The sequence below is a fragment of the Paludibaculum fermentans genome (assembly GCF_051172195.1).
GTDB classification, from domain to species: domain Bacteria; phylum Acidobacteriota; class Terriglobia; order Bryobacterales; family Bryobacteraceae; genus Paludibaculum; species Paludibaculum fermentans_A.
In genome coordinates this window covers 3,493,354-3,518,491 of record NZ_JBPJAQ010000001.1, presented here as the reverse complement: position 1 = coordinate 3,518,491, position 25,138 = coordinate 3,493,354, and the positions used below count along the sequence as shown (strand labels likewise).

Annotated in this window: 22 protein-coding genes; 6 read left to right on the top strand and 16 right to left on the bottom strand. The window is 63.3% G+C overall.

Features of this window, described 5'->3' with window-relative positions; all coding sequences use genetic code 11:
- Window positions 1-16 precede the first annotated feature (16 nt).
- From ACR9Y2_RS14355 to ACR9Y2_RS14345, 3 genes are all read right to left on the bottom strand, one after another.
- The gene (locus ACR9Y2_RS14355; RefSeq protein WP_435042040.1) at window positions 17-1,612 is read right to left on the bottom strand and encodes a hypothetical protein; all 1,596 of its coding nucleotides are present in this window, start codon (window positions 1,610-1,612) and stop codon (window positions 17-19) included.
- A 63-nt stretch (window positions 1,613-1,675) separates the two neighbouring features.
- Entirely contained in the window at window positions 1,676-2,686 is a 1,011-nt protein-coding gene (locus ACR9Y2_RS14350; RefSeq protein WP_435042039.1) for a LacI family DNA-binding transcriptional regulator, read from the bottom strand.
- Window positions 2,687-2,809: 123 nt separating this feature from the next.
- Window positions 2,810-4,834 carry a M13 family metallopeptidase gene (locus tag ACR9Y2_RS14345; protein ID WP_435042038.1) on the bottom strand — a complete coding sequence of 675 codons (2,025 nt, stop codon included), beginning with the start codon at window positions 4,832-4,834 and terminating at the stop codon, window positions 2,810-2,812.
- A gap of 131 nt (window positions 4,835-4,965) precedes the next feature.
- On the opposite strand from ACR9Y2_RS14345, the gene ACR9Y2_RS14340 reads away from it, so the two are divergent.
- Window positions 4,966-5,388, top strand: coding sequence for a rhodanese-like domain-containing protein (locus ACR9Y2_RS14340; protein ID WP_435042037.1), 423 nt, complete (start codon window positions 4,966-4,968; stop codon window positions 5,386-5,388).
- A gap of 21 nt (window positions 5,389-5,409) precedes the next feature.
- Here ACR9Y2_RS14340 and ACR9Y2_RS14335 read toward each other — a convergent pair whose 3' ends face one another.
- From ACR9Y2_RS14335 to ACR9Y2_RS14315, 5 genes are all read right to left on the bottom strand, one after another.
- Window positions 5,410-5,829, bottom strand: a complete 420-nt coding sequence (locus ACR9Y2_RS14335) for a c-type cytochrome (RefSeq protein WP_435042036.1) — start codon at window positions 5,827-5,829, stop codon at window positions 5,410-5,412.
- 79 nt (window positions 5,830-5,908) lie between these two features.
- Window positions 5,909-6,289, bottom strand: a complete 381-nt coding sequence (locus ACR9Y2_RS14330; protein WP_435042035.1) for a cupin domain-containing protein — start codon at window positions 6,287-6,289, stop codon at window positions 5,909-5,911.
- 3 nt (window positions 6,290-6,292) lie between these two features.
- A complete protein-coding gene (locus ACR9Y2_RS14325) occupies window positions 6,293-6,994 on the bottom strand; it encodes a 3-keto-disaccharide hydrolase (protein ID WP_435042034.1) in 702 nt (233 codons plus the stop codon).
- The gene (locus ACR9Y2_RS14320; protein WP_435042033.1) at window positions 6,991-8,997 is read right to left on the bottom strand and encodes a protein kinase domain-containing protein; all 2,007 of its coding nucleotides are present in this window, start codon (window positions 8,995-8,997) and stop codon (window positions 6,991-6,993) included. The genes ACR9Y2_RS14325 and ACR9Y2_RS14320 overlap by 4 nt, the downstream gene beginning before the upstream one ends.
- Window positions 8,990-9,592, bottom strand: coding sequence for a sigma-70 family RNA polymerase sigma factor (locus ACR9Y2_RS14315; RefSeq protein ID WP_435042032.1), 603 nt, complete (start codon window positions 9,590-9,592; stop codon window positions 8,990-8,992). The genes ACR9Y2_RS14320 and ACR9Y2_RS14315 overlap by 8 nt, the downstream gene beginning before the upstream one ends.
- Before the next feature lie 100 nt (window positions 9,593-9,692).
- Between ACR9Y2_RS14315 and ACR9Y2_RS14310 the strand changes: the two genes are divergently transcribed.
- Entirely contained in the window at window positions 9,693-10,301 is a 609-nt protein-coding gene (locus ACR9Y2_RS14310; RefSeq protein WP_435042031.1) for a hypothetical protein, read from the top strand.
- Here ACR9Y2_RS14310 and ACR9Y2_RS14305 read toward each other — a convergent pair.
- Together ACR9Y2_RS14305 and ACR9Y2_RS14300 are read right to left on the bottom strand one after the other, a co-directional pair.
- Window positions 10,298-11,329 (bottom strand): glycosyl hydrolase, encoded by a 1,032-nt coding sequence (locus ACR9Y2_RS14305; protein ID WP_435042030.1) that lies wholly within the window; start codon window positions 11,327-11,329, stop codon window positions 10,298-10,300. The two genes, ACR9Y2_RS14310 and ACR9Y2_RS14305, sit on opposite strands and share 4 nt — an antisense overlap.
- A gap of 29 nt (window positions 11,330-11,358) precedes the next feature.
- Window positions 11,359-12,993, bottom strand: coding sequence for an ABC-F family ATP-binding cassette domain-containing protein (locus tag ACR9Y2_RS14300; protein WP_435042029.1), 1,635 nt, complete (start codon window positions 12,991-12,993; stop codon window positions 11,359-11,361).
- 1,116 nt (window positions 12,994-14,109) lie between these two features.
- On the opposite strand from ACR9Y2_RS14300, the gene ACR9Y2_RS14295 reads away from it, so the two are divergent.
- Window positions 14,110-14,760, top strand: coding sequence for a hypothetical protein (locus ACR9Y2_RS14295; protein WP_435042028.1), 651 nt, complete (start codon window positions 14,110-14,112; stop codon window positions 14,758-14,760).
- A gap of 357 nt (window positions 14,761-15,117) precedes the next feature.
- Here the strand turns inward: ACR9Y2_RS14295 and ACR9Y2_RS14290 are convergent, their stop codons facing one another.
- Together ACR9Y2_RS14290 and ACR9Y2_RS14285 are read right to left on the bottom strand one after the other, a co-directional pair.
- Window positions 15,118-15,321, bottom strand: a complete 204-nt coding sequence (locus ACR9Y2_RS14290) for an XRE family transcriptional regulator (protein WP_435042026.1) — start codon at window positions 15,319-15,321, stop codon at window positions 15,118-15,120.
- Complete coding sequence (locus ACR9Y2_RS14285; RefSeq protein ID WP_435042025.1) at window positions 15,300-15,890, bottom strand: carboxypeptidase regulatory-like domain-containing protein; 591 nt, start codon at window positions 15,888-15,890, stop codon at window positions 15,300-15,302. Before ACR9Y2_RS14285 ends, ACR9Y2_RS14290 begins: the two co-directional genes overlap by 22 nt.
- Window positions 15,891-17,411: 1,521 nt before the next feature.
- On the opposite strand from ACR9Y2_RS14285, the gene ACR9Y2_RS14280 reads away from it, so the two are divergent.
- Together ACR9Y2_RS14280 and ACR9Y2_RS14275 are read left to right on the top strand one after the other, a co-directional pair.
- Window positions 17,412-18,464, top strand: a complete 1,053-nt coding sequence (locus ACR9Y2_RS14280; protein ID WP_435042024.1) for an alpha/beta hydrolase — start codon at window positions 17,412-17,414, stop codon at window positions 18,462-18,464.
- Between the two features lie 13 nt (window positions 18,465-18,477).
- The gene (locus tag ACR9Y2_RS14275; RefSeq protein ID WP_435042022.1) at window positions 18,478-20,457 is read left to right on the top strand and encodes an alpha-N-arabinofuranosidase; all 1,980 of its coding nucleotides are present in this window, start codon (window positions 18,478-18,480) and stop codon (window positions 20,455-20,457) included.
- A 278-nt stretch (window positions 20,458-20,735) separates the two neighbouring features.
- On the opposite strand, the gene ACR9Y2_RS14270 is transcribed toward ACR9Y2_RS14275, so the two are convergent.
- Window positions 20,736-21,089: an antibiotic biosynthesis monooxygenase family protein gene (locus ACR9Y2_RS14270; protein ID WP_435042020.1), complete on the bottom strand. Its 354-nt coding sequence runs from the start codon at window positions 21,087-21,089 to the stop codon at window positions 20,736-20,738.
- A 478-nt stretch (window positions 21,090-21,567) separates the two neighbouring features.
- A complete protein-coding gene (locus ACR9Y2_RS14265) occupies window positions 21,568-22,422 on the bottom strand; it encodes a DJ-1/PfpI family protein (protein WP_435042018.1) in 855 nt (284 codons plus the stop codon).
- 70 nt (window positions 22,423-22,492) lie between these two features.
- Between ACR9Y2_RS14265 and ACR9Y2_RS14260 the strand changes: the two genes are divergently transcribed.
- On the top strand, window positions 22,493-23,452 hold the full coding sequence (locus ACR9Y2_RS14260; protein WP_435042017.1) for a GlxA family transcriptional regulator: 960 nt from the start codon (window positions 22,493-22,495) through the stop codon (window positions 23,450-23,452).
- A 172-nt stretch (window positions 23,453-23,624) separates the two neighbouring features.
- On the opposite strand, the gene ACR9Y2_RS14255 is transcribed toward ACR9Y2_RS14260, so the two are convergent.
- Both ACR9Y2_RS14255 and ACR9Y2_RS14250 read right to left on the bottom strand, forming a co-directional pair.
- Window positions 23,625-24,518 (bottom strand): alpha/beta hydrolase, encoded by an 894-nt coding sequence (locus tag ACR9Y2_RS14255; protein WP_435042015.1) that lies wholly within the window; start codon window positions 24,516-24,518, stop codon window positions 23,625-23,627.
- Window positions 24,508-25,071 (bottom strand): DJ-1/PfpI family protein, encoded by a 564-nt coding sequence (locus tag ACR9Y2_RS14250; protein ID WP_435042014.1) that lies wholly within the window; start codon window positions 25,069-25,071, stop codon window positions 24,508-24,510. The genes ACR9Y2_RS14255 and ACR9Y2_RS14250 overlap by 11 nt, the downstream gene beginning before the upstream one ends.
- Window positions 25,072-25,138: the final 67 nt, after the last annotated feature.

Genomic DNA, 25,138 nt, shown 5'->3' with positions numbered 1-25,138 from the left:
AGGGCTGCCCTTTTCCTTACTTCTTACCCCGGTCCAGCCCGAACGACGGCTTCTCCCGTGTCCCCGTGATCTTGATCTTCGCCACCATCCCGTAGCCGTCCTTCGCAAAGAACGGATCCACCGGCTTCAGCGCCAGCCTCTTCCACCTCGACTTCATCATCTGCGAGAGGCGCGCCTGCATGCGGGCCGTCCCATGGAAATCCAGCTCCTGCGAATGGAAGACATAGTTGCCGGCCAGGTCCACCTCGGCGCCGGGAATCTCAAACCCCAGTTTCGGGAACTCGATCTTCCCTTCCGCCATCACGAAGTCACCGGACATCTGGGATGGAATCTCACCCAGCTCTTCGTTCTGCGGCTGCCCCTGTGCCCGCCGGCTGAGCGAATCCAGCCCCTCCTGCACCTGTGGGCTGCTGAACAATGCGTCGATCAGTTGGAACGACCCGTTGAGCCGCAGCCTGTCGGCGATCTCCCCCTGTCCTGGCGGCAGCACCACCCGGAAGTCGAGATGGATCCCGCCTTTCATGAACGGCTTATCGCCCTTCATCGCCAGCATCAGCACGTCCTGCAGCCGGCCCTTGGGCATCACAGTCTTCAGGTCCACGGTCTTGCCCTTCGCGCCTGCATTCCGCACGACGCCGCCGCGCACCGTGAACGCCGTGGAACCCAGCATCCCCTCCACAGGCTCCAGCCGGGTATTGCCGTTCGTCCCATCCACCAGCGCGTGATACTTCGTCGTCAGCGGCAGGCGGTTGCCGCTCATGGTCAACCGGAACTCCGGCACCCTCGTCTCGCCATCCACCGTGATCTCGTCCAGCGTCCCCTTGAAATCGCCGGTGGAAAACAGCAGCCCGGCGATGCCTTTGAAGACGCCCAGGTCAGCGTTGTCGAACTTGTATTTGCCGGTCAGCGGAGTGTCCGAGGGACTATCCGCCACCCACGGCCCAAACGTGCCAGTGCAGTCGATCAACCCTGGCGGCTTGGCGTTCGTCAGTTGCGCCTGGTACTTCATGGCGACGCCCGTCCCGGCCGACTCCAGCCGCAGCGTGTGGATCCGGAATACCAGCGGAGCCTTCGTGGCGTCCTTCGGTAGGATCGTCAGCGTGCTGCCGCTGGCCAGCACCTCCTCGATCAGCACCTCCACCTTCTGCGGCTTCTCCGCCCCAGCCTCCGGCTCCGGCGCCTGCAGGCTGTTCGCCAGCTTGGGCCGGTCTACCTTCGGAGGAATGTTGATCTCAAAGCCCTCCAGGTTGACACGGTTCACCAGCGCCTTGCCGCTCAATACGGCGTCCAGATCCGCCTCGAAGAGGAACTTCCGCATCTTGAGGATCGAAGGCGCGGTGGGCATGCTCTTCAGCCGCACGTCCAGGTCTTCCCCGTTGACACGCACCTTGATCATCTTGCCCTTGTGGAAGACGAGGTCCAGGGGCGACTTCAACGGAACGTTGATATGGATGCTTTTCAACGAGACATTGGCGCGGAAGCGCGTCTCCAGATAGGCGATGGTCTGTTCCCGCAGGAACGGCTCAAACCGGCGCGACAAGATGATCCCAGCCACAAACAACCCGGCCAGAATCAGGCCTGCCGCCACCGCGGACCCGAGGATCCACTTCATGCGCCTGGACATGCTGTGAGTGTAGCTGGAATCTGGATTCCGAATGCACGATTCGGCGGGAGCTTAATGGACGTTCGTCAGCACCGGCACCGGACCGCTGGATTCCCGCACGATCAACTCGGGCTGGATGAGTGTCTCGCGGATCTCTTCCAACCGCGCCGCGTCCGCCGTGAAGCTCTCGAAAATGCGGTGCCCAATCAGGTCCCGGGCCAGCCGCGCCGTCGTCAGCGCCGGCGAAACGACATCCGCCAGGTCGAGCCCGTCAAAGCCTGTCACCGACACGTCATCCGGCACCCGCAGCCCCAGGTCCTTCAACTGCCGCAATACGCCCAGCGCCATGAAGTCGTTTACGCAGACGATGGCCGTCGGCCGGAACCCGGATTGGTAGATCTGCCGCACCGCGCTGCGCCCGCCGGCCAGGCCGTCCAGGTCGGCCACGGTCCGAAACTCCACCTGCGGCGCGAAGTTCTCCATCACGTCGACAAACGTCTGGCGCCGGTCATTCAGCGGCCCCAGCGTGGTGTGATGCCCGATGAAGGCAAATCGCCGGTGACCCAAGCCGTACAAATACTCCGCGATCTGCTGCACCGCGGTACGGTAGTTCACCTTGATACTGATGATGCTCTCGCGCGGCGTACCGACGTCATAAACCACCGTCGGCACCTTGCGCTCAGCCAGCTCTTCCAGCAGGGCCTCGTCCATCTCCGATACCACCAGCGCCAACCCGCCCAGCCGCCGCCCGATCATCAGGCGGACACTGGCCTTCAGGCGGTCCACCTGGTAGTCGGTATTCGCCACCAGGACTTCATAACCATTGCGGTTCGCCTCTGCTTCCAGGCTGCGGAACACGTCAAGAAAGAAAGGATTTTCCAGGTTCGAAACGATGATGCCGATAGTCCGGTTGCTGCCCGCGGCCAACGCCCGGGCGTGCATATTCGGATAGTATTTCAACTCTTCCACGGCCTTCAGGACACGCTCACGAGTGGCGTCCCTCACCACCCCGATGTTGTTCAGCACGCGCGAGACGGTTGCCGTTGAGACACCGGCTCGCTGTGCGACATCTTCAAGATTCATCCCAGAATCTCCTTGATTCCCTGCGCGGCCACTTGGCGCATGAAGCACGGGTTTATCACTTGGCGAGGGCTGGCGTCAAATTCCGCCGGCGCCCCCGTTTGGCGCCGGCGGAATTTATGACAATTACCAGAGCTTACACTGCTGCTCGGCCGGGCGCACCATCGGGTCACCCTGCTTGCATTTGAACGCCTCATGGAAGGCCGGCATGTTCATCACCGTTCCGTTCGCGCGGAACTTCGCCAGCGGATGCGGATTCGTGTTCAATTGCAGCCGCATCGCCTCCGGCCGGTACTGCGAACCCCATACCCTGGCGAACGCCAGGAAGAACCGCTGATCGGCCGTGAAGCCATCGATCACCGGACCGGGTTTGCCCTTCAGCGTCCGTTTGTAGGCCTCGTACGCCAGCGTCAGTCCGCCCAGGTCGCCCATCGCCTCACCCACCACCAGCTTGCCGGTGTGGTGCAGTCCCTCACCCACATCCATCGTGTCGAACTGATGGATCACACAGCCGGCCTTCGCGTCGAACTTCTGGCGGTCTCCCACCGTCCACCAGTCCTTGCGATTGCCTTCCGCATCGAACTTCGACCCCTGGTCGTCAAAGCCGTGCCCCATCTCGTGGCCGATCACGGCCGCGATGGCGCCGTAGTTCACCGCGTCATCGGCCTGCAGGTCGAACATGGGCGACTGCAGGATGCCGGCCGGGAATACGATCTCGTTCATCAGCGGGCTGTAATAGGCGTTCACCGTCGGCGGCGTCATGCCCCAATCGTTGCGGTTCACCGGCTTGCCGATCTTCGCCAACTGGTACAGCCGGTTGTGCAGGCTGGCCACCTGCGAGTTCTCGAAGTAGGCCTTCGGATCCACCTTGACGGCCGAGTAGTCGCGCCACTTGTCGGGATAGCCCACCTTGGGCACAAAGGCGTTCAGCTTGGCCACCGCATTCTTCCGCGTCTCGGGAGTCAGCCAGTCGGCCGCCTGAAGCTGTTCACGCAGCGCCTCGCGCAGGTTCTCCACCAGCTCGTTCATGCGGCGTTTGGCCTCGGGCGGGAAGTGCTTCTTCACGAAGACTTCACCCAGGGCCTCACCCAGGTTGCGATCCACTGCGATCGTGCAGGTCTGCCAGCGCGGCTGCTGCTCTTTCACTCCGGCCAGCACCGTGCGGCTGAAACGGAAATCCTCGTCCTCAAAGGCCTTCGGCAGCATGTCGGCCGCACTGCTCACCGTGCGCCAGCGCGCCCACGTCTTCCAGTCGGCCAGCGAAGCAGCCGTCAGCTGCGAGTTCAGCTTCTTCAGGGTCTCCGGCTCGGCCACGTTGATGGGCGTCGTCTCGGCGATGTGGAATTGCTTGAACAGGCCGCTCCAGTCGAGCCCCGGAGCCAGCGTCTTGAGCCCCGCCATGTCCATCTTGTGATAACGGGCATCGGGATCGCGGCGCTGCACGTTGGTCATCATCGCGCCCGCGATGGCTGTCTCGAAATCGAGCACCGCCTTGGCTTCCGCGGCGGCGGCTTCCGGCTTGTCGCCCAGCAACTCCATCATCTTGGCCACATGCGCCACGTACTCTTCGCGGATCTTCACGCTACGCGGGTCCGTCTTGAAGTAGTAGTCGCGGTCAGGCAGGGAGAGGCCGCCCACTCCGACATTGGCGATCACGTCTTTGGAACTCCGCTGATCCTGGCCGCCCATGACGAAGTACGGTCCAATCAGCGTCATCTGCTGGAAGTCGTTCAGGGCCGCGGCCATGCCGGCGGTGTCCTTCACCCCCGCGATGCGGTCGAGCTGCGCCTGGATCGGCTTCAGGCCGCGCGACTCGATGGCCGCCGTGTCCATGCAGCTGGCATAGAAGTCCCCGATCTTGCGCTCGTTCGAACTGGCCGGGGCGCTCTTGTTGGCCGCCGCCGCTTCCAGAATCGTCCGTAGCCGTTCCCGGTTCCCTTCATTCATCACAGACATCGTGCCCCACGAGGGGTACCGGCCTGGAATCGGGTTCTTATCCAGCCAGCCGCCGTTGGCGTAGCGCCAGAAGTCGTCGCAAGGCTTACAGGCCGTATCAAGATTCGAGCGATCGATGCCGCTGCTGCCGGTTTGCTGCGCGAACAGGATCGTGGCCAGGCCTGCGCCCAGCAGAAGGGTATGGTGGAGTTTCATAGGGGTTCTCCCAAAGATCAGTACCTAATCTACCGTCTTTCGGCCCCCAGCGGCGCGTTCGCCGGCCCTTCATTCTATACAAAGTGGCCCTATTCAACCTGCCGTTCCAGGGCTAGATTAGGGAATACCTTATGAGCACCACCACCGCCCCCAGATTCTCTTCCGTGCTGGAAACCCCGGCGGCCGATCCGGAGACGGCTCAACGCCATTTCGCCGCCAAACTCTCCCTGGAGACCGATCCGTCAGACGTGCAGGCCGATATGGAGAAAGGGGTCAATGGCTTCGTGGTCGTCGATGTGCGCAGCCCGGAACGCTATGCCGAAGGGCATGTGCCCGGCGCGCTGAACATCCCGCACCGGACGCTGCGGGCGGAGACCACCGCGGGCATCTCCCGAGACACCGTGGTGATTACCTATTGTGATGGGCCGGGGTGCAATGCGTCGACGAAGGGCGCCCTGCGGTTCGCCGCCCTGGGCTTCCGGGTGAAGGAGATGATCGGCGGGTTGGAGTGGTGGGTCAGGGACGGGTTCCAGGTGGAGGGAAACGGCCACTGAGGACCGTTTCCCCGAACAGGACTACTGCTTGGCCGGAGGCGCGCCGCGCGGCGGGCCCTGGGCAGGCGGTTCGGGCAGCGTGATGTGCGCTTCACCGCGGTGGCACGTCCAGCAGGCAACCTTCTCGGCGCGGCCGCCGGGCGCGAACTTGTCGCCGTTCTCGCGGACGTTCATCACCATCTTCAGCATGGCGCGGGCGACCACTTTCTCTTCCTTGTCGTCCTTCGCGAACTCGCGGGCCACATGGCAGAAATCGCACTGCACACCCAGCGCCTGGTTGAAGGCGCGCATGGTGTTCATCAGTTGCGGCCGAGGGATATCTTTCGGTAGCACCTGCAGGTTAGTGGGTGCAGGCGGCTGCGCACAAAGGGTCGCGGCGGCCAGGAATGCCGCGAACACAAATCCCCTGGAGCCCTTGACCAGTAAGGTCTTAGTCGTCATCGTTACTCCTTGTTTGAGCCCTCTCGGCGGATCACGGGGAACCGCCATGGAGATACTAGCGGAGTTGGCGGCCATTCGGTTACCCCCGGCCGGACATTTCTTCCTGGAGGAAGTCCTCGCGGATGGGATGGAAGGTATCCACTAAGCGGGCGGTGGGCGAGAGGAGCTGGATGGAGTGCGGGACTCCAGAGGCGACGGCGAAGAGATCCCCAGCGCCGAGCTTGCGTGGCGGCTGGCCTCCGCACAGAAAGAGGATCTCGCCGGCCGCGACGTAGCTGACCTGCTCGTGCGAGTGGAAGTGCATCGGGTCGGGCTCCGCCCAGGGTCCGCCTTCGATGTCGATCACGACGGTCATGAGGTCGTTCGTGCGGATGATCTTGCGGGCGAAGCCGGGGCGAAATACCTGGCCTTCGGTTTCGGCGTCGAGCAGTACCAGCGCTGTGTTCTCGGCGTGGATCATGCCCTAGTTTCGCACCGGCGGCAGCACCTGGATGTCGATGGACCGGAAGCTGGCGGAGGACTCATGGTGCTGGAAGGCGATCGCGGTCTTGCGGTGTTCCAGCCGTTCGAGCATACGGGCACTGTTCAGCTTCTTTGCGGCCAGGGCGGCTTTGAGCTCCGGCGAGTGGAAAGAGTAGGCCAGCACGCGCTTGCCGTTGAGCCAGTGTTCGACTTCCTCACCTTGGACTTTCAGACGTCCGGTGTTCCATTCGCCTGCGGGTTTGGCGGCGCGTTCGGTGGGCGGCAGGTAGTTGTAGAGCGCTCCGGAGGCGTGAGCCGCCTGGTCTGACCCGGCGGTTGAAGCGTCGTCCACCAGTTGGAACTCGAAGCCCAGCGAGGTCTCGTGCAGGAACTCGCCCTGTGCGTCATGGAGCTTGTCCGTGGCCGTGGCCTGGATGAGGTACTTGATGCCGGTGTTGGCGCCGGGGGCGACCTTCCATTCAAAGGCCAGGTCGAAGTGATCGTACTCAGCGGCGGTCCATAGATCGCATTGGCGGCGGGCGTCGGGGATCGTTTCGAGGACGCCGCCCTGGATGCGCCAACTGACATCGGGACTGGTGAGCCCGGATGGAGTCCGGAAGTTGCGGAAGCTCGTGCCATCGAACAAGGTGGCCGGTGTGGCGCGGGCGGCGGTGAGGAGGAGAAGAGCGGAGCGGCGGGTCACTTGCCTGATTGTAGCGGCAACGCGCCGGCGGGGATGGCGGAGCGGACGAGGTCGCCGCCTTTGCTGTGGAACAGGGTGAGTCCATCCGGACTCAGTGAGATCCCGTCGCCGACCACGGCCTGCGCCTCCTGGACGGGCAGGAACTCCATTGTCCGGCTAGCGAGGCGGAACAGGCAGAGTTGGGCGGAGTGCGGTGGGGCGTTGGGGTCGCTGGTTGCGTCGAGCAGCAGCAGGGCGCCGTTCAGGACCACGAAGTTGGGATTGCGGATATCCGGGTGGACGAGTTCAGCGGTGCCGCCGGAGACGGGCCGGCGCCACAACTGACCGGCCTGCCGGCTCTTGAGGTAGTAGAGGAAGCGTCCGTCGGGCGAGAACCGCACGCGGTAGCCGGCCTGATCCAGGACCAGTTCCGGCGCGCCGCCCTGCGTGGAGACGCGCCAGATGGCGGGCTGAGCGTTCGTCTCGGTCGTGAAGTAGAGCGAGGAGCCATCCGGCGACCAGGCCGGATGGAGCTCAGTGGAATAGCCGGAGACGAGGGCATGACCGGCTCCAGAGACATCAGAGACGTAGATGCCGGACTCGGACTGGTCGAAAGCGAGCCGTTGGCCGTCGGGTGACCAGACGGGATTCGTCTCTGATTCCGGGCGCTGTGTCAGCCGCCGCGGACCTCCTCCGGCTGACGGTTGGAGGTAGATATGGAAGCGGTTGTCGCCGCCTCCATTCCAGTCGAACGCCACGGTTGCGCCGTCCGGCGAGACAGCGGGGGCAGTCTCGATGCCGGGGTACGAGGTGAAGGCCGCCACTGGCGCCTGGCGATTCAATAGGTAGTAGCCTCCAACGCTCGCCGTGAGGAGGACCGCAAGCAACCAGAGCCACAGTCTCCAGCGGCGCGGCGCGCCAGGAGTGATGCGCGGGTAAGGCACTTCGTGGCGCCAGCGCTGGAGGCGATGCAGGCTCTCGATGACCTTGGACATGTCAGGCGGGCGCTGCTCCGGCGCTTTGGACAGGCAGGTGGCCACGAACGCGGACAAGCCCGGAGTCAGGCCGAGGCGGAGCGAATCGAGCGTCGGCGGCTCCTCGCGGATGAGGGCCGTGAGACTGCGCAGGGCCGTTTCCCGCCGGAAGGCCTGGCGGCCGGAGAGCATCTCATAGAGGACGACGCCCAGCGAGAAGATGTCGGAGCGGGCGGTGGCCGTGCGGCCTTCGGCCTGCTCCGGCGCCATGTAAGGGATGCTGCCGAGGATGGCGCCCTCGGTCGTTCGCAGGGACAGGCTGGAGCGTGTGCGGGTGGGGTCCTGGTCACCCAGATCGCGGCGGGCGAGGCCGAAGTCGAGCAGCTTCACGGCGCCGTTGGGCAGCACCATGATGTTGCCGGGCTTGAGATCACGATGGACGATGCCCCGGGCATGGGCCGCCTCCAGCGCGGAAGCGATCTGGAGGGCGAGGCGGAAGGCCTCCGGCTCGTCCGCTTCGCTTCGCCCGAGGTGTTCGGCCAGGGACCGGCCCTGGACGAACTCCAGGACGAGAACGACTGAGTCCCCGTGCAGCTCGTAGGCATAGAGCCCGGCGATATTGGGATGGTCCAACAGGGCGAGGAGGCGGGCCTCGCGGCGGAAGCGCGCCATATAGGCGGGATCCTGCGCCAGCGCGGGGTGCAGTAGCTTCAGGGCGACGTCGCGCACGAGGCGTTCATCCCGAGCCTGGTAGACCTGTCCCATGCCGCCGGCTCCCAGCGGCTTGACGATCGTATAGGGGCCCAGGCTGTCACCCGGCGCCAGGACCGGGGGAGGCTTGTCTTCACCGACGGTGAGGTTCGCCCAGGCCGGGACCTCGAGCAGCGAGTCCCGCTGGCCCTCGTAGCCGAGCAGGGAGTGGACCTCGCGCAGCAGGCTTTCATCACCGGCGCAGGCGTCCACGAGATAGGCATCGCGCTGCCCGGACGGGCAATCGAGGGCGGCATGGAAGAGGAGCTCCACACGGCGCCAGCGGGCGTCTTCAGTCATCGTCGGCCTGGCTCATGTGGCGCAGCAGCCAGGCTTTGGCGAGCTTCCAGTCGCGCAGCACGGTTTGCGTGGAGACCTTCAACACGGTGGCGGTTTCCTCGACGCTGAGTCCGGCGAAGAAGCGCAACTCGACGATGCGGGCTTTGCGGGCATCCTGTTTGACGAGCTCATTCAGCGCGTCGTCGAGCTGGACGACCTCGGACTCGCGGCCCGGCGCCATGACCATGGACTCTTCCAGGGGGATGCGTTTCACGCCGCCGCCGCGCTTCTGATAGCCACGGGAGCGGGCGTGGTCGACGAGGACGCGGCGCATCATCTGGGCGGCGAGGGCGAAGAAGTGGACGCGGTCCTGATACTCGACCTGATGAGTGCCGAGCAGCCGGAGATAGGCCTCGTTGACCAGATCGTTGGTCTGGAACGAGTGGCCGGCGCGTTCCAGCCGCATGTAGTGGCGGGCGGTGCGGCGCAGCTCCTCGTAGAGCATCGGCATGAGCCGGTCGAGCGCCGCCTGATCGCCGATTCGCCAGGCGTTCAGCAAGCCGGTGACGTTGATTGAGGGCTCCATCGCGCGTCCCAGGAGAGCCGATTGTAGCACGGCCCAAATTCTTTTCAGCCCCCCGTTAGAGTTTTCCCGCGAGGTTCCCGCCTTGTCCGGCGAGCAGCGATTTGGAAGCGCTGCCGGGGAGGACAAGACAATGAAACTGGGCACCTTAGCCGGAATGATGATCTGGATGGCGAGCGCGGCCGCCGCGCAGACCGGCATCACCGTGATGCTGTCCAACCAGGCGCACGTCTCAACCTCCATGCTGAACGAGGCGCAGCGGGTGGCCGGCCGGGTGTTCGAGGAAGCCGGGATCAGCGTCACGTGGATCGATTGCGCCAGGCCCGAGTTTCAGGCCGGCGAAGGCCACTGCAAGGAGACGGGCGATCCGACGGTGCTGGTGCTGAACATCCTGATGAAGGACAGGCGGGAAGCACGCTCCGCCGGGGCGATGGGCTTCGCTTTCCCGATGCTGGGCGCGGGCACCCATGCGGCCATCATCTTCCCGAGGCTGAAGCAGTTCGCCGACTCCTATGTGGACATCCCCGGCACATCCGCCCTGCTGGGCTACGCCATCGCGCATGAGCTGGGCCACCTGCTGCTGAAGAAACTGGAGCACGGGCCGGGCGTGATGAAGGCGGGTTGGGCGCGGAGTGAGTATGTCTCCATGTGCCGGGGCCAGATGAGCTTCACGCCGGCGCAGGTGTCGCAGATGCACAGCGGGCTGCAAGCCCGGAGGCAGACCCTGCTGGCGAGCAATTAGGGTGCAGGCAGCGCCGCTCCGCGGGACAGGGTGCGTGGGTCGTCGAAGAGCGCCTTATGGGCGTCGCCGGCGCGGCGGTCGAAGATGTCGGACCAACCCATGAACCAGACCCAGCGGGGCTGGTTGCTGAGCACCTCGGCGGAGGGCGGTTGGCCCACTTCACCGAGCGCCACGGGCTTGCCGGCGGCGAGGGCGACGAGGTCGTCGTAGTAGCTCTGTTTGAACTCGCCGTAGACGTCGGTGGCGAGGACATCGACGTATTGGAGGCCGGGGAAGAAGTCGTAGTAAGGACTGGTGGCGCGGCCGGTGTGGGCGTTCTCGTTCCAGACCCAGATGAGGTTGTCGAGGCGGTGGAAGTTCACGAGACGTTCGTAGGTCATGCGGTAGAGGGCGATGTAGCCGGTCTCGCCCTTGCGGCCGCCCCACCAGAACCAGTTGCCGTTGTTCTCGTGATAGGGGCGCCAGAGGACGGGGATCTTCGCGTCGCGGAGCTTCTTCAGATGGCCGGCCACGACGTCGAGTTGAGCCAGCCAGCGGCGGTTGAGTTCCGTACCGGGGGTCGTCAGGGCGGCCCATTGATCGTCTGTCAGTTTGGCCTGGACGCTGCCGCGCCAGCCGCTGCCGGCGGAGACGGGCTCGTCGTCGAGGGGGCGGACGGCGTGCCACATGAGGGTGATGATGGAGCCGGCGGCAAACTGCCTTTTCGCCTCCTCGATCATGGCGTCACGGCCGGCGATGGAGTCTTTGTCATCGCCCCCGGTGAAGCCGAAGTCGGAGCCCCAGACATAGGGGTATTTGCCGACCTTGGCGGCCAACTGGTCGCTGTGCTGGGAGCGGTGGTTGGGGAAGTTGTGCTGGCCGGAGAGGATGGACTTGCCGGAGAGGGCGCAGAGGGTCCGCAGGAGGGAGCGGGCCTCCGGCGTGGCGTTCGGGTTGACGGGCTCACAGGGGGCCGGGACCGGCGAGAGCAGCGAGGGCTGGGCAAAGGCGCTCATGGCCAGCAGGAGGGGGGCGGCGCGTTTCCACATGTGGTTTGTCCCTGGTATCCCACTGTGGATCAGGAGTGGATGCCCGGCGCTTCGTGACCGGTGCGGGCCACGTACTCGATGTAGGAGCCGGGATAGATGTGCGGGTTGCGGTCGCTTTCGTCGCCGCTGAGTTCCAGGACGCGGGAGCCCAGGCCGCGCAGGAAGGTGCGGTCGTGGGAGACGAAGATCATGGTGCCTTCGAACTCCTTGAGGGCATCGACGAGCATCTCCTTGGTGGCGAGGTCGAGGTGGTTGGTGGGCTCGTCGAGGACGAGGAAGTTGGGCGGATCGTAGAGCATGCGGGCCATGGCGAGGCGGGACTTTTCGCCGCCGGAGAGGGCGCGGATGGGCTTTTCGACGTCGTCGCCGCAGAACTGGAAGGCTCCGGCGAGGGTGCGTAGCGCTCCGATGCCGTCGAGGGGGAAGTCGCGCTGCAACTGTTCGAGGACGGTGAGGTCGTAGTCGAGCACGTCGAGGGACTGCTGGGCGAAGTAGCCCATTTTGAGGCTGGCGCCGAGGCGGACGGTGCCTGCGTCGGGCTGGAGGGCTCCGGCGATCATCTTGAGGAGGGTGGTCTTCCCCGCCCCGTTGCGGCCCATGACGGCCCAGCGTTCGCCGCGGCGGACGGTGAAGTTGAGGCCCTGGTAGATGGTGCGCGAGCCGTAGCTCTTGTAGAGGTTCTCGATGACGGCGACCTGGTCGCCGGAGCGAGGCGGGACGCGGAACTCGAACTTCACGACCTGGCGTTTTTTAGGGAGTTCGATGCGTTCGATCTTGTCGAGGGACTTGATTCGGCTCTGGACCTGGGCGGCTTTGGCGGCGTGAGTCTTGAAGCGTTCGATGAAGCGCTGCTGCTTGGCGAGCATGGCCTGCTGGCGGGTGAAGGCGGCCTGCTGATTGGCCTCGCGGATGGCGCGTTCGCGTTCGTAGAAGTCGTAGTTGCCGGAGTAGGAGACGATTTCGCCGGCGTCGATCTCGACGATTTTGGTGACGATGCGGTTCATGAACTCGCGGTCGTGCGAGGTCATGAGGAGGGTGCCGGGGAGCGACTTGAGGAACTGTTCGAGCCAGATGATGGACTCGATGTCGAGGTGGTTGGTGGGCTCGTCCATGAGCAGGATGTCGGGCCGGCCGAGGAGGACGCGGGCGAGGGCCACGCGCATCTTCCAACCGCCGGAGAGGGCTCCGACATCGCCGTCGATCTGTTCTTCGGAGAAGCCGAGTCCGCTGAGGACTTCGCGGGCCTGGGCCTCGATGGTGTAGCCGCCGAGGTGCTCGTACTCTTCCTGGACTTCGCCGAAGCGGGAGAGGATGCGGTCCATGTCGTCGGCCTGATCGGGGTCGCCGAGGGCATGGTTGAGGGCTTCGAGTTCGTGGTGGAGGTCGCCGACGCGGCCGCTGCCGGCGATGGCCTCGTCGAGGACGGAACGGCCGTTCATCTCCTCGACGTCCTGGCGGAAGTAGCCGACGGTGAGCTTTTTGGGTACGGAGAGTTCGCCCTCGTCGGGGAACTCCTCGCCGACGATCATGCGGAAGAGGGTGGTCTTGCCGGAGCCGTTAGGGCCGACGAGACCGACCTTTTCGCCGGGGTTGAGCTGATAGGAGGCCTCAACGAAGATGAGTTGCTTGCCGTACTGTTTATTGACGTTGGAGAAAGAGATCATCGGGAACCAAGGGGGACAAACGCCGCCGGACGGCGGTGTCGCACGTAGAGGCAGTCTCCTTTCAGTGTACAAAGCGGGGTGGGCCCGCGGCGGATGGAGGGGGAAGTTGGGGCGATCCCTGATGCGGCTGCATGCCCGGTTGTTAGGAGATGGGCAGGGACAGGTGGGCGGCGTTATCGGGAGGACCCGTCGGGCGAGTGCGGCTCTGGATACGGAGATAAGCCTCTCTTTTTCTGTTGGTTGTGAGAAGTGAAAGGTCTGGCTGTCCCCTGCCCTGGAGGGTTGGTCGCCGCCACCTGGGGAGTACGGGGGGACAGCGCAGAGATGGATGAGGTTTGGATGTCAAAGAGCATGGTCGGTCACCCTTTGGGGGTGGACCGGGGCTGGGTTTTGGGGATGGGGGTTAGACGTTGGGGTTGAGGTTTGGCGGTGTGGCTGGTGTTACGTCGAGGGGCGGGGTAGGCCGGATGGAGGTTGGGGGCTTGGGTTTGTTCGCTCGGGGGGAGTGGATTGGGGGGTTGGGGGCTGGGTGGGGTTTGTCGTGTTTGTCGTGGAGGTCGCGCTGGTTGCCCGTCGCTTTGGCTCCGGGGCTGGGCTGGTGGTTGGGGTGGAGGGTTGGGGGTGCGTTGGGTTTGATGCCTCGCATAGCGGGGATTGGGCCGGGTCAGCCCGTCGCTGACGCTCGGGGATTGGGTGCGCGGCTTCCTCTCGTTTGGCGGCTCGGAGGGGCATGCGGGACTCCTTTCCAGTCGGGGTTCGCAGCGCGGTGGGGACCACTCCCTGACGGTCGTGGTTCGTTGCAGGGGTGTCCGCTTTGGTGGGCGGGCTTGGTTTGCGGGACTGGTTCAGATAGCGGAGGCTTAGGCCGGGGACGGTGGGTGGGCGGATGGCTTTTACGGCCTGGGGGGCTGGGACCGGTCTTACGGCTCGGAAGCCGCGGCCTCTTAAGAGGAGTTGCAGGCCCGGGTTCATTGAGGTGGTGTTTGGACTGCCGGCGGTTGAGGACTCTCGCTCGGATTGGCAGGTTGGGGCGGCCTGGACTGATACGGTTATGGGCGTGGCGCAGCCGGCCACGGAGGCCAGGAGGGTTACGGCCCTGGCGGGGAGGGCTGCCTGGTGGGCTTCGTCTCCTATGAGATAGGGGAAGGCGGCCTTCTGGACCTGCCGGATGCGGGCGCAGATCCAGGCATGATAGCGGCCCAGGGCCTGGACTACGTCGCCTTGCTTCCCGCGGATCCAGAGGGAGGCGTTGGACACGATTCCATCGTTGACCCGGAGGGCTTCGGCCCAGAGCTTGCCTTCGAGTTGGAAGAGGCGGCGCTCGTGGCCACGGAGCATGAAGCGGTGGACGAGGAGGGCCCGGAAGCGCAGATCGGCGATGTCCGCTGTATTCTCCAGCGCCTGGCGGTAGAGGAGGTCAGCGATCTCCTCTGGGAGGTGATGGAGTTTCGAATAGAGGTTGTGGCGGCTGGCGTTTTGGGCGACGCGGCGCTTGCCTTCGGGCGTGCGGGGGCCAGTCGATTTCTGGGCGTTGGCGCGATTGGCGGCGAGTCGGCGCTCGGAGATGGGTTGCTTTGTCATGGTGGTGGTGCCCGGCGCTCGTCGTCAGCGCGGTTTGCTCCTGAGTGCTGCGCGGGTGGCGCTGCCGGGACACCGGGCATGGGTGTTTTCTACGGACGTGACGGGTCCGCCGCCGAGCGCTCCATTCCTTCGAGCCTGATCCGATCCCGTTCGTCTCTTCATAAATCTCCTTGGCCGGGATTGTAGTGGACGAGGTCCAAAGAAGGGGTGGCCAGGGTAGGCGGAGCGGCTCCGGTAAGTTCTGGCGGATCAGATGGTTAGCGGATAGTTCAGTTTATTTTGAAAACCTGTGACCGGGTTTGAGCGGGGGCTGGGTTGTGGGTGGAATCGGGGATGGATGGGCGGGGGAGGACGGTCTGGCCGTCGTTTTGGGGTGGTTGGTTTCGGGTGTCCGGGCGAGGGACAGTGTGTCCCCCTGCTCCTTGACAACTACATATCATGGATGTCCCCCATCCTATTCAGGTGAGCGGGAGCGGTTGCTGGTTCTCGTCGAAGTGGCCGACAGGAAACTGGCAGTGAAGCAGTAGTTGGCCGGACCGATCTTCAGGCCGGAAGCGGCTGGGTGGCTTGAACGCGCCTGACGCGGATTCTCACTTCCACTCGCGAGCCCAGGCGATTGATGATCGACATGAGCCGATCAGCGGTGAAGCGCCCAAGGTCTGCGTTCCGGATTCGGGAGAAGTCGGCCGCCGCGATGCCGGTGCGGTGATGTGCCTGGCGCACTGTCAAACGCTCTTTGTCGAGCATTTTGATGATTTCAGCAGCCCGTTCTCTTCGACCTTTACCTCGTACGAGCCAGCAATTACCCGCACGAAGTATTGCCCCAGGCTATTCGTGATCGAGCAACTCGCTCGCTGATTCCGAATCAGGCATACCGTGGCATTTGCTACTCGAACTTCCTGCCTGCGCAGTGCTCCAAAGAAACGACAAAACGGATTTGCGTCGCCTACCCCGTCCGCAATGCCCCATCCGACATGCACGCTGAAGTCAAATTGGAAGATTTCGGGAAAGCGAACCCTGAGAGGGTAATGCTTCACCGTCAGAAATCCAGGGGCCGTTGCCTCCAGGGAATAATCCCCGTCGGGCAAGGGAGGGACCAGATACTTCCCCTTCTCTGCATTCACAACAACAACTCCGGCTGGCCGATCCAGGCGCTCCAACTTCAAAACAGCTCCGTCGATCCGTCCTCCGGAAATATCGGTGATCGTTCCGAAGAATGAGGCCTGTGCCGGTGATTGCCCTGCTGCCGGCGCCGGGCCACCAAGAAAGACGAAGCCAACCACCCCACAACAGACAGAGATCCTCCAGCGCCGCATCGATTACTCCTCTCCAGGTTGACCACTACTGGCCCAAGCAGTACTTCTTCCAAGCCGGTGTGGATCCAGCCGACCCCAAGGCCGTCTCACGGCTGGGCCGCTTCCTCCCCGTCTGGGCGTTGTTGTTATCACCGACGATGCCGGTCCAGTGAAGTAGCTCGCGAATGGAAATAGCCTGACCGATTCCGACTGTATTCCCCGGCAAATTCAGCATATCCATCCTGACCTTAACACCAGCGCTGTCCGATGGTGCGTTTCCAGTCCTGGACGGCAGAATACCGGCCACGGCACCAGACTATCCCGCGGCCGGTGGTGTGCACTTTCCGAATGCGAGATACGCTGCGCGGGTGCTTTTGTTCCACCAACTGCGAGGAGAGGAAGTTTGGGCAGGCGCCGCGCCAATCGACCGACTCCGCTGGAGCTCGAGCGCGGTCGACTCCACTCTATTGCTCTCGGCCTGTGATGCACAACGGTTTGAGGAACCCGAGCCGTTTGAATTCCTGTCTGCTGTACTTGAAGCGCTTTCGGAGCGCTTCCTGTTTCTCTTCCAAGGAGGGGCTCGTGATGTGCTCACAGCTCCTCGCGTTCCACACATCGGCCGTCCTGGGATTGACGGCATAGTAGCCAACAATCGGACTCCCCTTGGGATTGGGCCAGACCGCCGTAAAGCAATACATGTCAGGGCTGTACTTACTCAATGTGCAACTTTCCAGAGAAACAGCTCCCAAGGATGGACGCAACACCTCGAGAGCCAACTGCTTCGCTTCACCGCGGTCGATCCTCGTCTCTCCGACTTCGTCAGACGACAAGAGATTCTGCCCACCCATTGCAGCCGCGGCACTGAGGTAGGTCAACAGCATTAGCACTTTACCCATGTGGATCCCTGGTGTATTTACAGTTCGGCCGATGTGCGTATCCCTGCCGGAGAACTAACTGCCTCCGGTCGGGCGGGCTCGCTGAAGCGCGCCTGGTTCAGCGAAGGTAGCGTGCCAGTTCGCCTCGACCTCAGGTTCGCACGTGGGATGGCTTCTGAGCGAGTTGGAGTATGGTCGTTGTCACGACAGGGTTCATGGGGGCTGCTGGATCACGGCGGTGGAGGGAACTGGAGTTAGGTTCCTTTGGGGGTTGGGCTGGCTTGCGACGACTCGCCCGAGCGTGGTTGACCAGGGGGTCAACCGCGGACCTGGGGATCCGCCGTCCCAACGGGATTGGCCATGAGGCTTTCATCGGCTTTTGCGGCTCGGAGGGCCACGGGAACTTTTTAACGTCGGGCCAGTTCCGTGGACGGCTACTCGGTCCGCAGGGCAGCCCATGGGTCGAGGCGGGTGGCGTGGCGCGCGGGCAGCGAGGCGGTCATGAATCCCACTGCCAACAGCAGCAGTGTGACGCTTGTACTGACCAGTTTTCCGGATCCTGGAAACCTAGCGTTCATCGTCTGCCTGCATTTCGCTCCTGCAGGTACGAGTGAGGCTCGCGGTCTCTGATAGAGTGACGGAGAAATCTGCGAGGTTCCGATCCGTCATGAAAGCGCTACTGATTACCCTTTGCTTCGCTGTCACAGGATTTTGCCAGGTGAAGACTGAGGTTCCTTCCGTGGAACCTGCGGCCAAAGCGGTCACGGTCGAGATGATTAAGATTCACGGCACGGCGCTTGAAGGCAATCTCGAGGGCAATGCCGTCGATCGCGACGCGATTGTCTATCTGCCGCCCAGCTACTCCTCCAACAAGAAGAAGCGGTATCCGGTTGTCTACGCGCTTCACGGCTATAGCATTGGCGCGGAGCAGTGGTCCAAGGAGATCCATACGCCGCAGGTGATCGAGGGCGCCTTTGCCAAGGGCGCCCAGGAGATGATCGTCGTGCTGCCCGACTCCAAGACGGTCCACAACGGGTCCATGTATTCGAGTTCGGTCACAACCGGTGATTTTGAGCAGTACGTTGCCCGCGATGTGGTGCAGTACATTGACGCGCATTACAGGACCATCCCCAAACGCAGCAGCCGCGGTTTGGTGGGGCACTCCATGGGCGGCTATGGGGCAAGCCGGATCGGCATGAAGCACTCCGATGTATTCGGAAGTTTATACATCATGAGCCCGTGCTGCATGGCTGCGCGCAGCGGTGGGCCATCGAACCCGGCCATGGACAAGGCGCTCGAAGAGGTGAAGGCACCCGCTGACTCGGCAAAGCTGAACTTTGGCCAACGGGCGCAGCTGGCCACGGCCGCGGCATGGTCACCGAATCCAAAGAACCCGCCGCTGTATCTCGATCTGCCGTCAAAAGACGGCGTTCCGCAACAGAGCGTGCTCAACCGGTGGGCTGCCAATGCGCCGCTGGTGTTTGTTCATCAGTACATCGGCAACCTGCGGCAGTATCGTGCCATCGCCATCGATGTTGGCGACCAGGACGGGCTCCGCGCGGGCGCCAAGGAACTGCACGAAATTCTGAATACCTACGGGATTGCAAACTTCTTTGAGATCTACTCCGGCACCCACACCAGCGCGGTCGCCGTCCGATTTCAGAACTTCGTCATGCCGTTTTTCAACAAGCATCTGTGCGCAGGTGCCGGGTGTCAATGAGCAGGAGCCTCCCATGGATCGCCGCCACTTTCTGAAGCATTCGGCCGCCGCGATCGCGGGGCCTTTGTCCGCCCCCTCATCCAGCCTTCTGGCACAGAGCGCCGGCCCGGCGGCCGCGGACGCCAGAGTGGCCATCCTCCTCATCGATACAGAGCGGACGATCGGTTCCATCGACAAACGGATCTATGGTCACTTCCTGGAAGAGATCAACCATTCTGCCGTCGACGGATTGTACGCTGAACAGATTCGGGGTTGTGGATTTGAAGGGAAGGATTTCGAAACGTACTGGCAGCCCTTTTCAGAGCGTGGGGCGGTTGAGCACGTTGATATCGATTTCCGGAACGGGAAGAAAAGTGTCCGGCTGAAGTGCGAAGGGGGCCGGGCCGGAATCAGGCAGGGCCGGATCTATCTGGCCGCCGGGCAGGTGTACGACGGATCGATTTTCATCAGAAGAGAAGCCGGATCGGCACGTTTCAGGCTTCGAGCAGTCGACTCGAAGGGTGCACCGATTGCATCCGTGCCGCTGGCTCCGGCTGGTTCGGATTGGCAGGAACTCCCGTTCTCGTTCTCCAGTTCCGTGACGGACGCGCAGGCCTCGGTTGAGCTGGTGGCTGAGGGCACCGGAACGCTTCTGGTCGACTACTTCTCCATGATGCGCGCCGATGCCAGGCGCAACGGAATGCTGCGCCCGGACCTGCTGGAAGCACTACGCGATCTCGCTCCGCCATTCATCCGGTGGCCGGGCGGCTCGTTCGCCTCCACCTACAAATGGAAGGACGGCATCGGCCCGCATGTGTCGCGCCGCTACACGCCCAATGTTTTCTGGGGCGGCTATTCGGATTACTACGGCTTCGGGACCGATGAGTTCCTGAGTCTTTGCCGCAAGCTGGGGAGTGAACCGCTGATCGTCCTGCCAGCGCCCGGCACCGGCCCTGACCAACTGCAGTATGCGATGGATTGGGTGCGTTATCTGAACGACCCACCGACGACCGAATGGGGTAAGGTTCGAGCCGCCAACGGACACTCCGAACCGTACGGGGTGCGGTACTTCCAGATTGACAATGAGCCGATGAACAACGGCTTTACGCCGGAGCGCTATGCAGAGATCGTTAACGTCTACGGCAGCAGACTCCGCGAGCTCGCCCCCGGTGCTCGAATTGTCGCGTGTGGACAGAAGCGATCGAATGACATGATCTGGAGCCAGAAGATCATCGACCTGGCCGGCAAGAACTTCGACGTTCTGGGCGTGCACAACTACGAGTACGAACCGCTGGGATTCGAAACGGGGCTCCGCCGCATCGGGAACTACCTTTCGAAGCTGCGCGACTACATCCGTGCGTCGGCGCATCCGCGGATTGAAATCGGCGTCCTCGAATGGAATCTTTCGCGCACCTACGATTGGAGGGCCGGACTCCATGCCGCGGGCAATCTGATCCTGTATGAGCAACTCAGCCCCGGATTGAGCATGAGTTGCCCGGCGCTGCTGATGCGAAACACGACGGACGATCCGACGTGGACCTCGTTCATCTACCACGACCACGTCTCCTGGTTTCCAGGATCGGCTTACCTCGTGGAGAAGCTCTTCCGGGCGCACTACGCGGAGCGGTACCTTGCCTCCAGCAGCGGCACCTTCCGTGACATTCCCGATCGGAAAGCTTTCTTCGACGAGATTGCGACCATGAAGCCGGAGGATTGGCGCCCCGGCTCAGTAGACGCGATCGCGACCCGCAGCGCGGACGGCCGCCGGATTGTGATCAAGGCGGTGAACTACGAAGGCCGGCGGAACATCCTGTACGTTCGACTCCAGGGACGAAGCGCTATGGAGAATGCGACAGGGCGCCTCTACACCATCAGCGCCGGGCTCACGGATTCCGCCTCGCTCGATCATCCCAAGGCGATCGTTCCGATCAGCCGCGAGCTGAACTACTCCAAAGAATTCAGCCTTGACCTGGAGCCATACACAGTCGCCGTAATTACGTTCCAAGAGGCCTGACCCACCGCAGGCACCGCCACCACTCCCCAAACTCCGTGTCTCGCCAACGGGGGGCGGGCGGATTCGGGCGCTTTGGCGGCGCACTGAGCGATGGGGGCTCTATTCCGGTGGCGGTTCCTGGGGCCGGTGTTCGTTGCGGCGGCCGAACGGTGGTGGGGGGCGGCTGTTCCGTAGCTCGACGATTGTCACTCGCTAAAAGGTGGTGGGCTTGCGGATTCTAGCAAAGAAAAGGAACTGAGTGAGCGTGCGTACGCCGTGGCGGGGAACAGGCAGGAACGCTAGCCGATGCGGCCGTGGCTTTGGTAGATCCGGAGGATCTGGACGCTTGTGGGGAGTTCTATGAGGAACTCGGGATCGCGCGGCAGATGGTGGATCCGGGTGGGCTCTCCGCCGGTGAAACGCGACATCGCTTCGACACTTTCCCAGTAAGAGATCGTTATGAACTCAGTCTCCGTCTCGCGATCCTCCCGAAGGCATTGGACGCCCAGGGCCTTCTGAATCAGGGGTTGGATGCCGGCCTCGAAGTTGTACTTTTCGTATTCGTCGGCGCGCTCGCGTTTCACGCGGCCGCGCCAGATTCGGGCGATGGCTGGTTTCGGCTTGTGCTCATCCGGCGACTGGGGTGCAGCCATTGCAGGATTCCTCCGTGTGGTGACGCAACCCGGCAGCGCCGTCAATGAGGCCAGCAGGAAGGATCGCCGGCGGGTCCTACCCTCGGGGTGCATACGCCGAAGCTAGCACAGGCTGACCGGGTTGAGCGGGGTTCCCCCTGAGAATCGCAGGACACCTGAAGTGGAAGAGGTATCGAGATTGAGAATCTCAACACTCGTTGTGGCCGAGCGATGCGGACACAAAAACGCAATGTGCGTTGCAGTTGATTGCCTCGCCCCTTAGCGCACGATTGACGGCCCAATGCATCCAAGCAGGAAGCGCAGAGCCACGCCATTGTGCTCCGGCAGGATTTGGCAGGCGAAGTCCGAATGCGGGAGGAATCCGGCAGGCGCCCTTCGGGCGGATGGGTCTTTGCTGGCCGTAGAGAAGGGCGAACGCTGATAGCCCGATCCTGACGTGCGCTTCGGCGTCACAAATCCGACGCAGGCGGTTGCCGAATTACTTCACGAACTGGCCGGGTGACTCGGAGAAACTGCGCTTACATTGTTCGCTGCAGAAATGATAGGTCTTGCCTCGATGAGACAGGGTGATTTTTGTTTCCGCAGGTATATTCATGCCGCAGACTACATCCACCTGGCCTCCGGAGGGCGTGCCCGCGCGCAGCCAGCGGGCGTCCATGGTTTGCTCCGGATTCTGCCAACTGAGAGATTCGTGCTCCAACATGTCGGCTGTTTTGGCCGCGACGTCCCGTCCGTGAAAACGCTCGACAACGTGAAGGGCCAGATCAATGCCGGAGGTAAGCCCGGCGGCGGAGGCAACCTGTCCCGCATCGACGAAGCGAACGCCGCGTTTGAGTTCGACCTTGGGGAACCTCGCGGCAAAGCCATCGAAAAACATATGGTGGATTGTGGCCGGTTTTCCTTCGAGCAGTCCTGCTTCGGCCATAGCGAATGCACCGGCGCAGACGGACATCGTCAGCTCGGCTTTCCGGCTTGCGGTGCGGAGCCACTGCAGCATCGGTTTCGAGGTATGCAGGGCAGGCACGACGATGATATCGGGCTGAGGCGCGTTCTGGAACGTGTAATCAGGAACGATCTGCATTCCGCCGGAAACCCTGATGGGTGAGGCGGATTCGGCCACGGTAAACAGCTCAAAGGCGCCCTTGCGGTTATCCATGGTGGAGCCAGCCATGTCGACATCCTGAAAGACTTCCCAGGGGCCAGTAAAATCGATCATCACGGCGCCTGGTGCAATGAGGAAGGCGACCTTGCGTGGTGCGTCCGTCTTCGCGGGCTGCGCCGACAGGATTCCGGCGATCCCGCAAAGAAGTGCGATGTGTCTGATGGATGGCATGTGAGTCTCCGCTACGATCATAGGTGGAACTCGAATGACAGTTCAGACAAAAACACCACGTTTTCGGCCAATGCGACACATTGTCATCCTGGCGATCCCTCCGGCCCTGGAATTGGATGTGATCGGCCCGATGACCGTGTTCTCCTTTGCGGCGAAGAGTGAATCGGCCTCGGCAGCATATCGGATCACGCTGGCTTCTTCGTCGCGGAATCGAATCATCGAGGGCAGTTGCGGCGGGCGGATGCTGGCGGACTGTCACTACACGAAAGTGCAACAGCCCGTGGATACTCTCCTGGTTGCAGGAGGGCCGGGCGCGCAGAGTTTCCTAGACGACAAGCGATTGTGCGCGTGGCTGAATCACATGAGCACCAGGGTCCGGCGGATCGGATCCATTTGCACGGGGGCCTTCGTGCTGGCACCGGCGGGGCTGCTCGATCGGAAGCAGGTGGCTACGCACTGGCGGTTTGCGAACGATTTGGCAGAACGCTACCCGCAGATCGACGTCAATCCCAAGCCGATCTGGATCAGGGACGGGAAGGTTTACACATCGGCCGGGGTCACAGCGGGCATCGACCTCGCCCTGGCTTTGGTGGAGGAGGATCTGGGCGGCGCGCTGGCGTTGACCATCGCGAGATATCTTGTCGTGTTCCTGAGGCGGCCGGGCGGCCAGTCGCAGTTCAGCGTAGCCCTGGAGGCACAGGCTCCGCCGCCACAGCCGCTGCTTGCACTGCAGTCGTGGATCGCGGACCATCTCGCCTCTGACCTGACGGTGAGCCGGTTGGCAGAAAAGGTCGCCATGAGCCAGAGGAACTTCGCGAGAGTCTTCACGTCGAAGTTCGGGACTACACCGGCGCTCTATGTTCGACGCGCGAGGGTCGAGGCGGCTCGAAGACTGCTCGAACAGAGTGGCCGTGGGCTGGAGGAGATCGCCGGAGCCTGCGGATTTGGGGGAGCGGAAGTGATGCGCCGGGCGTTTACGGAAGAGATCGGGGTATCTCCGAGACTCTACCGTGAGCAGTTCAGCAGGTGATGGGGGAAAAGACTCCGGTCCTCGGGATGGGCGGTCCAAATGGGCGTTACTCCTGGATTCTCGAGTATGCGCCGGCAAATTCCGGTGTAAGGAGCGGGGGTGAACCCCCGCGCAAGATGAATCTCGCCCCACAATGTGCGGAGTGTGGATGCGGCTGGGTTGTTACGGCCAGTTAGTGCGCCGGGCCGAGGTGGAGACGGAGGAAGGCGGCGACGTCGTGGATTGCCTCTCGGGCGACGCTTAGGGTTCCGGGCATGGTGAAGAAGCCGTGGATGGTGCCGGGGTAGCGGCGCAGTTGCACTGGGTTTCCGGACTCGATCAGCTTGCTCGCATAGGCTTCGCCTTCGTCTCGCAACGTGTCGCATTCGGCCGTGAGGATGAGTGCTGGCGGCTGGCCTGAAGTGTCCGCGGCATAGAGGGGCGATGCCAGGGGATCGCGCGGGTTTGTGCCTGGCGGCAGGTAGAGGGTCCAGCCTCGCTGCATGTCGATGGCTCCGGGGCCGTAGCCATCGGCGTACTCGGCATAGGAGGGCGAACTGCCTTGCGGGTCGAGCATGGGATAGATGAGGACCTGGCAGCGCAGGGCCGGGGTGGGGTGGGCCAGGGCGGCTACGGCGGCCAGATTGGCTCCGGCGCTGTCACCGGCTATGGCGACCGGCACTCCCTGGTCCGAGGCCCATTGCAGGGCGCGGCAGGCGTCCTCGGCGGCGGCGGGAAAGGGGTGCTCGGGGGCGAGGCGGTAATCGACCGCGATCACACGGCAGGCGGCGGAGATCGCCAGCAGGCGGCAGACGGTGTCGTGGCTTTCGAGATCGCCGCTGAAGAAGCGACCACCGTGGAAGAACAGGACTACCGGCTGGCCTGCCTCGGTGGTGGGGCTGTAGTGCCGGGCTGGCGGCAGGCCTGGCAAGTGGAGGTCTTCCACGAGTGCCAGGGACGGCGGCGGCCCGGCGAGGGCTCCGGCGTCGCGCAGCCTTTGGCGCGTATCGGCGACGCTGAGCGAAGAGCGAGGGGGTTGGCCCTTCTGGCGCTCCAGCAGGGCCGCGACTTCAGGATCAAGCGGCATCGGGCTTGGCGGCCAACTGCGCGAAGATCTCGCGGTAGAAATCGGGATGGGATTGCCAGGTTTGGGCGGAGATGATGCGGCCATCGCGGACGGCCTGCTGGTTGACGAAGGTTCCGCCGCCCTGCTCGGCCTCGAAGCGAACGTGCTCGTAGCAGGTGAGGCGTTTGCCTTGCGCCAGGCCGGCCGCGACGAGGATCTGGATGCCGTGGCAGATGGAGAAGATCCACTTGCCCGCTGCGTCGAACTCGCGCACGATGTCGAGGAGCTTGGCGTCGTTGCGGAGGTACTCGGGCGCCCGGCCGCCGAGGAGGAGGATGGCGGCGTAGTCGGAGACGCGGACCTCGTTGAAGGTCACGTCGGATTCGAGGCCGTAGCCGGGGCGTTCGACATAGGTGTCCCAGCCGGGCTCGAAGTCGTGCATGACGAGGTGGAGGCGGCGTTTGGAGGGAGCGGCGACGACCGCGTCCCAGTTCTCCTCCTGGAACCGGTGCACGGCATAGAGTGCTTCGTAGGACTCGCCGGCGTCGCCGGTGACGATCAGGATTTTGGGCATCCCTCTACTGTAATGCGGGTGGGTGGGGTTGCTCCACTGACGGCGCGCGGGTAGAGGGTCGCACCGT